This window comes from Streptomyces sp. NP-1717, assembly GCF_022695985.1.
In the GTDB taxonomy this organism is placed as follows: domain Bacteria; phylum Actinomycetota; class Actinomycetes; order Streptomycetales; family Streptomycetaceae; genus Streptomyces.
In genome coordinates this window covers 1-13057 of the sequence record NZ_JAAPBF010000042.1, presented here as the reverse complement: position 1 = coordinate 13057, position 13057 = coordinate 1, and the positions used below count along the sequence as shown (strand labels likewise).

Genomic DNA, 13057 nt, shown 5'->3' with positions numbered 1-13057 from the left:
CAACGGCGGGGCCGCGTACTCTGTCCCCCACCAACCGACCACCGCACGAGAGAGCCCCAGCCATGCCCCCTACTCAGGACATGACTTCCGCTGTGTCGGCCTCCCCGGGCTCCGGCTCCGAACCCCCCGGTTCCGACCCCTCCGGCTCCGCACCTTTAGCGTCCGCACCGGCACCTTCCGTCGGTACCGAATCCGTCGTCACCGGCGACGCACGCACCGGCGACGCCCCACTTCTCGACGCGCTCCAGCACCAGGTGGCCGTGTTCGCCCGGCGGGCGGAACAGACCCGTCTCGGCGGCGTCGGCCAGGTGCGCAACTCCATGGACCGCGCCGCCTATCTCCTGCTCAACCGCCTTGATCTGGAAGGCCCGATGGGCGTCAAGGCGCTGGCCGCGGGGATGGGGATCGACTCCTCCACCGTCACCCGCCAGGTCGCGCCACTCGTCGACACCGGCCTGGTCAAGCGCACGTCCCACCCGGAGGACGGCCGCGCCGTCGTCCTGGAACTCTCGGTGCGCGGTCTCAACCGCCTCGAAGAGGTCCGCTCCTCACGCCGCGAGCTGATGTCGCAGGTCACGGACGGCTGGACGGAGGAGGAACGGGAATCGTTCTGCACCCTCCTCACCCGGTTCAACTCCGCCCTGTCCGCACGGCAGTCGGGCCCCGCGCCGGCCGAACCGGCCGCGAACCGGGCCTCCGCGGACGAACCGGCCGGCACGGAGCCGTCGCCGGCCTCTTGACCTGGGCCGGGGTCTGTCCTCATATGAGGTGTGCGACAGCGACAGCAGACGGGTACGGATCGTCGTCGCGCCCGTGAGTTCGAGGCGTTCGTCGCGGGCGCGGCAGGCCGACTGCTGCACACCGCCACCCTGCTGACGGGTGAGTCCGCCGACAGCAAGCCCCGCGCCGAGCGCCTGCTGACGGCCGCCCTGGCCCGTACGTACGCGGACTGGGACCGGCTGCGCGGCGAGGACCCGTACGACCGAGCCCGCCAGGAGATCGCCAACCGCTACGCGCGCGGCGCCTGGCGGTACCACCCGCGCACGGGTGAGGGCCTGCTCGGCAGGCTCAGCCCGCAGGAACGGCTCATCCTCGTGCTGCGGCTGTGCGAGGGGGTCGCCGAGGAGCAGACGGCGGCGCTGATCGGGCTGCCGGGCGACCGGGTGCGCGCGATCTGCGCGCGGGCGGTCGTCGCGATGCGGCAGCCCGAGCCGCATCGCCGTCCGGCGCCGCACTGGCCGCTGTCGCTGCTGCACCGGCAGGCGACGCGATGAGCGGCCACAGCCGTAAGGAGGACGAGGTCCGCCGGATGCTCGACGTGCCGCATCCGCCGGTCCCCGCCGACCTGACGGCCCGCGCGACCACTCTCGGTACCCGCATCCTGAACCGCAGGCGCACCTGGCGCCTGCTGTTCTGGACGCTCGTCACGGTGGCCGTGATCGCCTTCGCGGTCTGGGCGTCGGCCGTGGAGCCGTGGTCGGTCCCGCCGTCAGACAAGACGCCGCCGCTGGAGGGCTGGTAGCGGGCCGGGCGCCTGTCGCCCGGCCGCCGTCAGGCCAGGGCCTGCTGAAGGTCCGTCAGCAGATCGTCGGCGGACTCGATGCCGACCGACAGCCGGATCAGGTCGTCCGGCACCTCCAGCGGTGAGCCCGCCGCCGAGGCGTGCGTCATCCGGCCCGGGTGCTCGATCAGCGACTCGACACCGCCGAGGGACTCCCCCAGCGTGAAGACCTTCGCCCGGCCGCAGACCTCGATGGCCGCCTGCTCGCCGCCGGCGACCTGGAAGGACACCATGCCGCCGAAGGACTTCATCTGCTTGGCGGCGATCTCGTGCCCGGGGTGCTCGGGCAGGCCCGGGTAGTAGACCTTGGCGACCTTCGGGTGCCGGGCCAGCATCTCGGCGACGCGCGTCGCGTTCTCGCTGTGCCGGTCCATCCGGACGGCGAGGGTCTTCACACCGCGCAGTACCAGCCACGCGTCGAACGGTCCGGAGATCGCGCCCATCGCGTTCTGGTGGTAGGCGAGTTCGTCGGCGAGCGTGTTGTCGGCGGTGACCAGCGCGCCGCCGACGACGTCCGAGTGACCGCCCATGTACTTGGTCGTCGAGTGCACGACGACATCGGCGCCCAGGGCGAGCGGCTGCTGGAGGTAGGGGCTCGCGAAGGTGTTGTCGACGACGAGCTTGGCTCCGGCGGTGCGGGCGACCTCGGCGAGGGCCGCGATGTCGCTGATGCCCAGGAGCGGGTTCGACGGGGTCTCGACCCAGATCGCCTTCGTACGGGGCCGCAGGGCCGCCCGTACCGACGCGGCGTCGGAGGTGTCGGCCACCGACCACTCCACGCCCCAGCGCGAGACGACCTTCGCGAAGAGCCGGAAGGTGCCGCCGTACGCGTCGTTGGGGATCACGACGTGATCGCCCGGCGACAGCAGCGTACGGAGCAGGCAGTCCTCGGCGGCGAGACCGGACGCGAACGCGAGCCCGCGCCGGCCGCCCTCCAGGGCCGCCAGATTCTCCTCCAGCGCGGAGCGCGTGGGGTTGGCGCTGCGGCTGTACTCGTAGCCGCCGCGCAGTCCGCCCACGCCGTCCTGCTTGTACGTGGACACCTGATAGATGGGGGGAACGACCGCGCCGGTGAGGGGATCAGCAGTGTTCCCCGCGTGGATCGCGATCGTCTCGAAGCTGTGCTCGTCGGTCATGAGGCCCGAGGGTAGCCGGATCAAGCCCGGCTCAGAGAGCAGTCCGCGTCCGGGACAATGGATCGCATGGAGATTCTCTGGTTCCTGATCGCGATGGGCTTGGTCGCGGCCGTCGTCGGCCCGTATCTGCGCCGCCGCCGCGGTGGCATCCGCATGGTCGAGCCCGGCGCGCCCGATGCCGCCGACCCGGATTCGTACGAGTTCATACGGCAGGAGGAGCTGGACATCCGGCTCCCCGGGCCGGACCAGGATCTTCTCGACGTACTCGACGTCGTACAGCGCACCCAGGACTGGCGTGCGGCGGCGCAGCTGCTCGCCGGGACCGCCAAGGAGGGCGAGGTGCGCTGGCAGCGCGTCCAGGCCTTCGCGGGCGCGGCGGCGCTGGAACTCCAGCAGAAGCCCGGTGTCGGCGGCGCGTGGCTGCGGGCGTGGCGCTCGGAGTCGCCGAAGGACGCGGGCGGCGCACAGGTGCACGCGGAGTTCCTCGTGCAGCAGGCGTGGCGCTCGTCGGCGGCCGGCACGGACGACTTCCGGATCATCCTGGAGGAGGCCCGCTCGGTCTGCGGCGACGCGGCGCTGCTGGCGCCGGGCGACCCCGTGCCGTACATCATCGAGCTGGCCGTGGCCCGTGGGCTCGGCTATCCGCACGAGCGGTTCGACCAGCTGTGGGCGAAGGTCATCGACCGGGCGCCGGACCACATGGGCGCGCATCTCGCGGCGCTGCACTACTGGTGCGAGAAGTGGCACGGCTCTCGCCAGGACGCCGACCGGTTCGCGACGGCGTCGGCGGCGCGGGCCCCGCAGGGCTCGCTGCTGGCCGCGCTGCCGCTGTTCGCGGTGTACGAGCATCTGCCGGAGATCGCGCTGGTACGGGACTTCTACCGCAGCGCGGTGGTGTCGAAGGCGATGGAGGGCGCGCTGTTCGCGGTGCACGCGGCGCGCGCCGACGATCCGATGCTCGCGCACGTACGGCATCTGCTGATCGTCTTCCTGGTGCGGGCGGAGCGGTGGTCGGAGGCGATGAACCAGTTCGTCCGGGTGGACGGTCACGTCGGCGCGATGCCGTGGACGCACAGCGAGGACCCGGCGGCGATGTACACGCTGTACCGGGCGCTGGCGGTGGCGGGTTACGAGGCGAACGGCGGCAGCCCGGCGACGCTGCCCAGGTAGTGGGGCTGTGTCCTCAATCGCCGGACGGGCTCAATTCCGAGCCCGTCCGGCGATTGGGGACAGGCGCGCCCACGAGCCTCGCAACCTCCGCGGCGCTCTCCGGCCAGGGCCCCATGGCCCGTCGTGTGGTGCCACCCGGGCAACAGGCGCCATTGCCGCGCTGACCTGCGGTGGTGCATACTCCGCAGATCCCCCACACCGTACCTTCACCTGATCTCCGTACCCCTGGGGGGCCATCCGATGGCACGCGTTCTGCCCTTCGTCCTCTTCGCGTTCGGTATCTGGTTCTGGCTGAAGGCCCGCCGGAGCGTGTCCTCGCTGGTCGGTACGGAGACGGAGCTGGGGCTGCTGCCCAGGGACCGGCAGAACGCGGAGCTGGCCGGACCGGACGCCGCGCTGGAGCGTGCGCTGGCCGAGGCGGGGGCGGGCCGCTGGGAGGCGGCGGCGGAGCTGCTGGCGTGGACGGGCAAGGAACGGGACTGGGAGCGCCGTGCGCTCTACGCGCGTGTACTGGGCGAGGCGGCGGCCCGGCAGGACTCCTGGCTGCGGTCGTGGCGGGCGGCCCGCCCCGCCGGCTCCCCCGCCGCCGACGCGGACGCGGAGCTGGTCCAGGCGTCGGCGACGGTCGCGCGCGCGTGGCTGCTGCGGGGCTCGCCGTACTCCGATCACACGACGCCGGAGCAGACGGACCGCTTCCACGAGCTGCTGCCCGAGGTGCGCGCCGACACGGCCCGCGCGGTGGAGCTGGGCCCGGACGACCCGACGCCGTACATCGTCGAGATCCGTACGGCACTGGGCGTGGGCTACGGCCCGGAGCGGATGCGCGGGCTGTGGGCGGAGATCACGGCCCGTACCCCGCATCCCACGTCGGCGCCGCTGTACGGGGCGCACGAGGCCGCCGTCCAGTACTGGAGCGCGCGGTGGCACGGCTCGGCCGAACTGGCCCGTGAGTTCGCCGCGCAGGCCACGGCGGACGCGCCGCTGGGCACGTTGATGACGGCGTTCCCGCTGATCGCCTGGTTCGACCACCACGACGCCGCGGCGACCGCCCGCGACTACACGGATCCGGGGCTGACGGCGCTGGTCGACGCCGCCCTGGCGGACGCGGAGCAGGCGCCCGCCGAGCATCCGCGGCTCCCGGAGGTGCGGCATCTGCTGGCGTACTTCCTGACGCGCCAGAGCAGGCACGACGAGGCCCTGGACCAGTTCCGCCTGGTCGACGGCTATGTGCACGCCCTCCCCTGGCGCTCCCGCCGCGACCCGGCGGCGTTCTTCACGGCGACCCGCACGAAGGCGATACGCGGCGCGGAGGCCCGCTCCCGTATCCGACGGGGCGTGTGACGGGCCGGGGGCCTGGCATCGTGGGGGGTATGGACGAGACTCCTCTGCCAGGTGGGTTCATCAACGAGGTCGTACGGGTCGGTGACACCGTGCGGCGCTCGGCGCCGTCGGTTCGACGGGCCGCGTACACAAGGGAGTTGCTGGAACTGTTCGAGGCGCGGGGCTGGGGCGGGGCGCCCCGCTACCGGGGCGTGGACGAGCAGGGGCGCGAGGTACTTCAGTACGTCGAGGGGCAGGTCTCCCTGCCGTTGTCGGACGCGCGGCTGGCGCGGGTCGCGGAGCTCGTCAGGGAGTTCCACGACCTGACGGCCGGATCGCCGCTCGCCGCCGGGCGCGAAGTCGTGTGCCACAACGACCTGTCGCCCAGGAACACCGTTTACGCCGACGGGCTGCCCGTGGCCCTCATCGACTGGGACCTCGCGGCCCCCGGCGACCGTATCCACGACGTCGCCCATGTCTGCTGGCAGTATCTGGACCTCGGCCCCCGGGTGCCGGACGTCGCGGAGGCGGCCCGCCGGATCACCCTGGTCTGCGACGCCTACGGGCTCGACGACCGCGACGGCATCGTCCGCACGATCCTGTGGTGGCAGGACCGCTGCTGGCGCGGCATCGACGAGTCGGCCGACCGAGGTGATCCGGCGACGGCCGCGCTGCGCGAGCGGGGCGTGGTGGACGACGTACGGGCCGCGTACACGTGGGTGTCGGCCCACGCCTTCGAGCTGGCGGCGAAGCTGTAGCGGCGCGGGTCGTGCGCACGGTCGTGAGCGCGGCCGGAAGAAATACCGGGGCGCGCTCGGGCGCCCCTCGTTACACTCGGCCACATGGGTTCGTACTCGTACTACTACTTCCGCTGATTCCGGGCGCGGACGCCCCGGCCCAGGTCCCGTAGCGGACCGCCGGCGTCCCCTTCTCTCCGCCCGTCCGACATCACCCTGCTCCGCCGTGCGCCGACGCGCGCACTTTCGCGGGCATGTCACTTTCAGGGAAGAAGCATGCGCGAACGCGCCCAATTGTCGTTGAGAGACGTCTCGAAGTCGTACGGCGACCGGACCGTCCTCGATCAGGTGTCACTGTCCGTCCGGCCCGGTGAGAGGGCCGGTGTCATCGGGGAGAACGGCTCGGGGAAGTCCACCCTGCTGCGGCTGCTGGCCGGGGCCGAGCGGCCGGACGGCGGTGAGGTCACCGTCCTGTTCCCCGGCGGGGTCGGGTATCTCTCCCAGACCCTCGGGCTCGATCCCGGCAGCTCCGTGCAGGCCGCTGTCGACGCGGCCCTCGCGGACCTGCGGGAGCTCGAACGCCGGATCAGCGCCGCCGAAGCGTCGCTCGCCGACGCCACCGAAGCCGAACTGGCCGCGTACGGCGATCTGTTGACCGCCTACGAGGACCGCGACGGCTACGCTGCGGACGCCCGCGTCGACGCAGCCATGCACGGGCTCGGGCTCGCCCATGTCGGCCGGGAGCGCCCGCTCGGTTCGCTCTCCGGCGGCGAGCAGTCCCGGGTGGCGCTGGCCTGCGTCCTGGCTTCGGCGCCCGAGCTGCTGCTGCTCGACGAGCCGACCAACCATCTCGATCTCCGGGCCACCACCTATCTGGAGGACCAGCTCAGGGCGCACCGCGGGACGGTGGTCGCCGTCACCCACGACCGCGCGTTCCTGGAGCGCGTCGCGACGACGATCCTGGAGGTCGACCGCGACACCCGCGCCGTGACGCGGTACGGCGACGGCTGGAACGGCTACCGCACGGCCAAGGCCGCGGCCCGCCACCGCTGGGAGCAGGACCACCAGGAGTATCTGGCGGACCTGGCCCGTACGAAGGAGCTGGTCGCCGCCGCCGGGCAACGGCTCGCGGCCACCGGGAAGGATCCCGGGCAGGGCTTCGGCAAGCACCGCCGTTCGCACGAGGCGAAGCTGTCCGGCCAGGTCAGGGCGGCGCGGGTACGGCTGGAACGGCTGGAGCGGGAGCCGGTGCCCGCGCCGCCGGAGCCGCTCACGTTCGCGGCCGACCCGGCCACCACCGGAGCGGACGGGATCCTGGCGGAGCTGTCGGGCGTCGCCGTCGGGGACCGGCTGCGGGTGGACGCGCTCCAGGTGAAGGCGGGGGCCCGGCTGCTGGTCGACGGGCCCAACGGCGCGGGCAAGACCACGCTGCTGCGGGTGCTGGCCGGGGATCTCCCGCCGGACGCGGGCAGCGCCCACCGTACGGCCCAGGTCGGCTATCTGGCACAGGAGTTGCCCACGGCGGCGACGGCCCCGCGGCTGTCGTTGCTGGGGGCGTTCGCGGCGGGCCGCCGGGGGCTGCCCGATGAGCACAGGGACGAGCTGCTGGCTCTCGGGCTGTTCCGGGAGGAGGACCTGCCGGTGCCCGTGGCCGGGCTCTCGGTGGGTCAGCGGCGCAGGCTCGAACTGGCGAGGCTGCTGACGGTCCCCGCCGATCTGCTGATCCTGGACGAGCCGACGAACCATGTGGCGCTGAGCCTGGTGGAGGATCTGGAGCGGGCGCTCGCCTCGTACGCGGGCGCTGTGGTGGTGGTCTCGCACGACCGCCGCTTCCGGGGCGAATTCGCGGGCGAGCGGCTGGAGTTGCGTGCGGGAAGGGTGGTGACGGAGGGCTGAGACGGCCCGACACCCGCCGGTTGGCTAGAGCTTGGCCTGGAAGATCCCGGCCGGCCTCTCGCGCCGGTAGCCGAGCGCCGCGTTCACGGCCAGCATCGGCGCGTTGTCGTCGGCGACGCTGGTACTGATCTCCCGTACTCCGGGATGGCGTTCGGCGAGCGTGCCCAGCAGATGGCGCTTGACCGCCCGGCCGAGTCCGCGCCCCCGGTGCTCCGGTACGACCACCGTGTCGTACTGGAGCGCCCGGGTGTGGGACGGGTCGCGCAGGACGAGTTCGCTGTACGCGGCGATGCTCCCCGCGCCACCGCCCTCGTTCTCCGCCAGCACCACCGAGGTGAGGAGGATGCCGCCGCGGTCGTCGACGAGCCGGGCGGCGCCGCGTACCCGCTCCGCGTCCCAGCGCGGCGTCAGCTCTTCCACACCGCCGCCGGGGGCGTCGCGCATCACGTCGTGCGCCCGCGCGAACTCGTCGGCCAGCGCGTCCGGCACGACGCCGTCCCAGTCCGCGAAGCGGTAGCCGTCGGGCAGTCGCGGCTCGGGCAGTGCGGCGTCCGCCTCCCGGACCCGCTGGACGTACCAGGTCAGCGGCAGCACCTTGGCGAATCCCAGGCCGTCGACGAACGCCTCGCCGGCGCCACCCACTTCGAGCATGGTGGAGACCGAACCGCGCCCGTCGGCGGCCAGTTCGGCCCGTATCGCGCCCCAGAGCGCGGCGCCCACGCCCCGGCGTCTGGCCTCGGGACGGACGACCAGGGCGTCGAGGAAGGCGGTGTGCCGGTTGCTCTCCTCGGTGAACAGCAGCAGCGTGGCGACGCCGTCGTACGACCCGTCGGGAGCCGACGACACCAGATGGACCATCCGCGCGTTGGGCGACTGCACGCGCAACTTCCCGGCGGTCTCCGTACGGCCGGGTTCCGGGACGGAAGCGGGCACGTCCTGGAGATGGGCAGCCGCGATCACGTCATGCCAGGCGTCTGTCTCCGCCTCCGACGGCGGGGTTCCCAGAGTCATCAGCATGATCCGAACCTACGCTCACTACCGGGTCCGCGCCCCCGAGTTGTCGGCGCTTCCCGGACAGTGAGACCGCCTTTCCGCGCCGTTGGTTGCACGGAAGGGCACACAATCCTCATAAGTCTTGCCCACGCACACCGCGGCGGCACCCGGATCGGGTGCCGCCGCGGTACGGGACGGGACTGAGAAGGGGCGGGATCAGGCGGCGGAACCGGCCTGCCAGTCGGCCCAGCTCAGGTTCCAGCCGTTGAGGCCGTTGTCGGGCTGGATGGTCTTGTCCGGGGAGTTCTTGACGACGACCACGTCACCGACGATGGAGTTGTCGAAGAACCAGGCACCCGGCTGGCCGGGGTCGTTCGCGCCCTTCACGTCGTTCAGACCGACACAGCCGTGGCTGGTGTTGGTCGAACCGAAGATCGAGTCGTCGCCCCAGTAGTTGCCGTGGATGAAGGTGCCCGACGTGGAGAGCCGCATCGCGTGCGGGACGTCCTTGATGTCGTACTCACCCTTGCCGTCGTCGTCCGTGAAACCGACCGTGGCACCGTTCATCCGGGTCTCCTTGAACTTCTCGGAGATCACCATCTGACCGTTGTACGTCGGGTTCTCCGGGGAGCCGGCGGAGATCGGGATCGTCTTGATCGTCTTGCCGTCCTGCTGGACGGTCATCGTCTTGGCCTTGGTGTCGACCGTCGACACCTGATTGCGGCCGATCTTGAAGGTGACCGTCTTCTGCTGGACCCCGAAGACACCGTCCGCGCCCTCGACGCCGTCGAGCGCGAGCTTCAGGGTGACGGTGGAGCCGCCCTGCCAGTACTGCTCGGGGCGGAAGTCCAGGCGCTGCGAGTTGAACCAGTGACCGACGACCTCCTGGCCGCTGCTCGACGTGACGGTGATCCCGCCCTGCACGGCGGCCTTGTCGGTGATGCCCTTGTCGAAGTTGAGCGAGACCGGCATTCCGACGCCGACGGTCGAACCGTCCTCGGGCGTGAAGTTGCCGATGAAGCTGTTGTCCGGCGAGACGGTGGTGAAGGAGGAGTTCTCGTGGGCCTCGCGGTCCTTGGAGTCCTTCGCCGTGGCGACGATCTTGTACGTCGTCGAGCGCTCCAGCTGGCCGTCCGGCTTCCAGCTCTTCGCGTCGGCGGCCAGGGTGCCCTTGACGGCGGCCCCCTCCGCGGTGGTCATCTCGACCTTGGTGAGCGTGCCCTTGGTGACGGTGACCTTGGCGGCGTTGTTGATGCTCGCGTTGTCGGCGCCGTTCTTGGGCGAGATGGCTATCTGGGCCTCGGACGTGTCCTTCGCCGCGGCCTCGTCCACCTGCGCCTGCGAATCCTTCGAACGCTCGGCTCCGGCGTCCTTGTCACCGTCGCCACCGCTACAGGCCGAGAGCACCAGAACCCCGCCGAGCAGTGCGGACGCGGCCGTCAGGCCCTTGCGCCGCTTGCCGTTCGTCATCACACGCTTCTCCATCGTCGCCGATTCCCTGCCCATGACCTTTAAGAACACCCGTGCCGGTTCGTCCGGTTCCACATCGGACGAAGATGTGTGCAACGCCACTCGCACTTCGGGATGTACACGAGCGGCGCTTCTGTCAGCCCCGGGGCGCGCGTCACACAGCGCCCCGGGAACAAGGGTGTCACGCCCGCGGACTAGATCCCGCCGGGGCGGCCGATCTCCCCACCGCCGACACCAACGTCACCGTCACCGTCACCGACACCCTCCGCGTCACCATTGTCACCTTCCGCCTCGTCGTACTCGTCCAGATCCCATTCCAGGGTTTTCGGGTCGTACTCGATCCGCTCACTGCTCCACGACGCCTGGGCGAGCTCCACCCCGGGCACCTCGCCGACCAGCTCCGACGGCTCCACGAGATACGCGAGGGCCTCTGCCGCGTCTTCCCCCACCGCCGACCTGGCATGCTCGCGTTCCTCGGCCGGCAGGGAATCGTCCGTCGCGATACGGGTCAGCGCGGCGGCGGTCAGCGCCCGCGGATCGTCGATCTCCAGTACTAGTTCGACGTGCAGACGGACAAAGCGGGATGTCTCCGGAGTGCTCATAACCGGAGAGTAGGCCCCCGGCCCCGGGCGACTTTCCCGCGACCCGCTGCTTTCACTAGCATCAGCGCACCCAGCCAATTCGGCGTTTTCCCAAGGGAGATCGATTACGTGTACGTGTCCGTACGCCGACCGCTGCTCACGGCCGTAGCCGCCGGGATCCTGCTCTGCGCCATGTGGTTCGTCCCCTCGGCGAACGCCACGGGCGAGCAGAGCACGGATCAGCAGCAGTCCGCCGCAGCCGACCGGGAGACCTCGGCAGGCCTCACCCTCGCCGAGACGGGAGCGGGCGTGGACACCACGCCCTACCTGATCGCCGGGACGGCGTTCCTGTGCGTGGGTGCGGCGTTCGTCGCGCACTCACGCAGAGGCGCGTCCGCGCTCTGACGCGGCGGTAGACAGACGAAGGGGGCCGCCCGGCCGGGCGGCCCCCTTCACGTGTCCCGGGGCTCAGGCCAGCGGGCCGGTCACCGGCTCCACCGCCGCCACCAGCAGGCCCTCGCGCACGAACGCGTCGGCCGCCGCGAGATCCGGGGCCAGGAACCGGTCGGGGCCCGGGCCCTCTATTCCCGCCGCGCGCAGCGCCTCGATGACGGCGAGCGAGGCGGGCGCGGGCATCAGGCCCGTACGCAGCTCGATCGCGCGGGTCGCCGCGTACAGCTCGACGGCGACGACGCGGGTCAGGTTCCCGACGGCGGTACGGAGCTTGCGCGCCGCCGACCACCCCATGGAGACGTGGTCCTCCTGCATCGCCGACGACGGGATGGAGTCGACGGACGCCGGGACGGCCAGCCGCTTCATCTCGCTGACCAGCGCGGCCTGGGTGTACTGGGCGATCATCAGGCCCGAGTCGACGCCGGGGTCGTCCGCGAGGAAGGCGGGCAGACCGTGCGAACGGTTCTTGTCGAGCAGCCGGTCGGTGCGGCGCTCGGCGATGGAGCCGAGGTCGGCGGCGACGATCGCGAGGAAGTCCAGGACGTAGGCGACGGGGGCGCCGTGGAAGTTGCCGTTGGACTCCACGCGGCCGTCCGGCAGCACCACCGGGTTGTCGACGGAGGAGGCCAGCTCGCGGTCCGCGACGGTCCGGGCGTACGCGAGGGTGTCCCGGCCCGCGCCGGCGACCTGCGGGGCGCAGCGCACGGAGTACGCGTCCTGCACGCGGGGCGCCGCGTCCTCCTGGAAGTGGCCGGTCAGCCCGGACCCGGCGAGCACCCGCAGCATGTTGTCGGCGCTGGCGCCTTGGCCGGGGTGCGGACGGATGGCGTGCAGCTCGGGGGCGAGGACCTTGTCGGTGCCGAGCAGGGCCTCCAGGGTCAGCGCGGCGGTGATGTCGGCGGAGGTGTAGAGCCGCTGGAGATCGGCGAGTGCCATGACCAGCATGCCGAGCATTCCGTCGGTGCCGTTGAGAAGCGCGAGCCCCTCCTTCTCCCGCAGCTCGACGGGCTTGATGCCGTGCGCGGCCAGCAGCTCGCCGGCGGGCTTCAGCACGCCGTCCGGTCCTTCCGCGTCACCCTCGCCCATCAGCGTCAGCGCGCAGTGGGAGAGCGGCGCGAGGTCGCCGGAGCAGCCGAGGGAGCCGTACTCGTGCACGACGGGCGTGATCCCGGCGTTCAGTACGTCCGCCATGGTCTGCGCGACCAGCGGGCGTACGCCGGTGTGCCCGGACGCGACGGTCTTGAGCCGCAGGAACATCAGCGCCCGCACGACCTCGCGCTCGACGCGGGGGCCCATGCCGGCGGCGTGCGACCGCACGATGTTGCGCTGGAGCCGCCCGCGCAGGTCCGGACCGATGGCGCGGCTGGCGAGCGCGCCGAAGCCGGTGGAGACGCCGTAGACGGGCTCGGGCTTGGCGGCGAGCGCGTCGACGATCTCGCGGGCGGCGGCGAGGGCGGAGAGGGCGTCGGCGGAGAGCTCGACGCGGGCGTTGCCGCGGGCGACGGCGACGACATCCTCGGCGGTGGTGCCGGCCGGCCCCACGACGACAGTGTGCATATCCATATTCAGGAGCGTACGGATTGAAACTCAACGTGTCACTAGCGAGAGGGGGGTGCGGTTGCGGTGCCGTTCGCGGCTGCGGACCGTTTCGGCCTCAATCGCCGGCCGGGCTTGTTGTGGCGCGGGTCGGTGGACGACGGTCGGTGACCGTCGGGACCACCGGCGTGAGGGGGGCGGGGT

13 protein-coding genes are annotated in these 13057 nt (G+C 71.8%); 8 read left to right on the top strand and 5 right to left on the bottom strand.

Annotated features, from left to right (window positions below; all coding sequences use genetic code 11):
* Positions 1-80: 80 nt before the first annotated feature.
* From GXP76_RS12165 to GXP76_RS12155, 3 genes are read left to right on the top strand one after another with little or no spacing between them, the layout of a single operon-like run.
* The gene (locus GXP76_RS12165) at positions 81-740 is read left to right on the top strand and encodes a MarR family winged helix-turn-helix transcriptional regulator (protein WP_374360719.1); all 660 of its coding nucleotides are present in this window, start codon (positions 81-83) and stop codon (positions 738-740) included.
* A 30-nt stretch (positions 741-770) separates the two neighbouring features.
* Positions 771-1274, top strand: coding sequence for a sigma factor-like helix-turn-helix DNA-binding protein (locus GXP76_RS12160; protein ID WP_242571502.1), 504 nt, complete (start codon positions 771-773; stop codon positions 1272-1274).
* Entirely contained in the window at positions 1271-1522 is a 252-nt protein-coding gene (locus tag GXP76_RS12155) for a hypothetical protein (protein WP_242571501.1), read from the top strand. Before GXP76_RS12160 ends, GXP76_RS12155 begins: the two co-directional genes overlap by 4 nt.
* Before the next feature lie 29 nt (positions 1523-1551).
* On the opposite strand, the gene GXP76_RS12150 is transcribed toward GXP76_RS12155, so the two are convergent.
* Positions 1552-2697 (bottom strand): cystathionine gamma-synthase, encoded by a 1146-nt coding sequence (locus tag GXP76_RS12150; protein ID WP_242571500.1) that lies wholly within the window; start codon positions 2695-2697, stop codon positions 1552-1554.
* Positions 2698-2763: 66 nt separating this feature from the next.
* Between GXP76_RS12150 and GXP76_RS12145 the strand changes: the two genes are divergently transcribed.
* From GXP76_RS12145 to abc-f, 4 genes are all read left to right on the top strand, one after another.
* A complete protein-coding gene (locus GXP76_RS12145) occupies positions 2764-3867 on the top strand; it encodes a hypothetical protein (RefSeq protein WP_242571499.1) in 1104 nt (367 codons plus the stop codon).
* Positions 3868-4107: 240 nt separating this feature from the next.
* On the top strand, positions 4108-5208 hold the full coding sequence (locus GXP76_RS12140; RefSeq protein WP_242571498.1) for a hypothetical protein: 1101 nt from the start codon (positions 4108-4110) through the stop codon (positions 5206-5208).
* 29 nt (positions 5209-5237) lie between these two features.
* Positions 5238-5945, top strand: coding sequence for a phosphotransferase (locus GXP76_RS12135; RefSeq protein ID WP_242571497.1), 708 nt, complete (start codon positions 5238-5240; stop codon positions 5943-5945).
* Positions 5946-6200: 255 nt separating this feature from the next.
* Positions 6201-7820, top strand: a complete 1620-nt coding sequence (abc-f, locus tag GXP76_RS12130) for a ribosomal protection-like ABC-F family protein (RefSeq protein WP_242571496.1) — start codon at positions 6201-6203, stop codon at positions 7818-7820.
* 24 nt (positions 7821-7844) lie between these two features.
* Here the strand turns inward: abc-f and GXP76_RS12125 are convergent, their stop codons facing one another.
* The 3 genes from GXP76_RS12125 to GXP76_RS12115 form a co-directional block, all read right to left on the bottom strand.
* The gene (locus GXP76_RS12125) at positions 7845-8837 is read right to left on the bottom strand and encodes a GNAT family N-acetyltransferase (RefSeq protein ID WP_242571495.1); all 993 of its coding nucleotides are present in this window, start codon (positions 8835-8837) and stop codon (positions 7845-7847) included.
* Positions 8838-9029: 192 nt separating this feature from the next.
* Positions 9030-10298 (bottom strand): Ig-like domain-containing protein, encoded by a 1269-nt coding sequence (locus tag GXP76_RS12120; RefSeq protein WP_242571494.1) that lies wholly within the window; start codon positions 10296-10298, stop codon positions 9030-9032.
* 179 nt (positions 10299-10477) lie between these two features.
* The gene (locus GXP76_RS12115) at positions 10478-10885 is read right to left on the bottom strand and encodes a hypothetical protein (protein WP_242571493.1); all 408 of its coding nucleotides are present in this window, start codon (positions 10883-10885) and stop codon (positions 10478-10480) included.
* 114 nt (positions 10886-10999) lie between these two features.
* Between GXP76_RS12115 and GXP76_RS12110 the strand changes: the two genes are divergently transcribed.
* Entirely contained in the window at positions 11000-11269 is a 270-nt protein-coding gene (locus GXP76_RS12110; RefSeq protein WP_242571522.1) for a hypothetical protein, read from the top strand.
* 63 nt (positions 11270-11332) lie between these two features.
* Here the strand turns inward: GXP76_RS12110 and hutH are convergent, their stop codons facing one another.
* Positions 11333-12874 (bottom strand): histidine ammonia-lyase, encoded by a 1542-nt coding sequence (gene hutH / locus GXP76_RS12105; RefSeq protein ID WP_242571521.1) that lies wholly within the window; start codon positions 12872-12874, stop codon positions 11333-11335.
* Positions 12875-13057 lie beyond the last annotated feature (183 nt).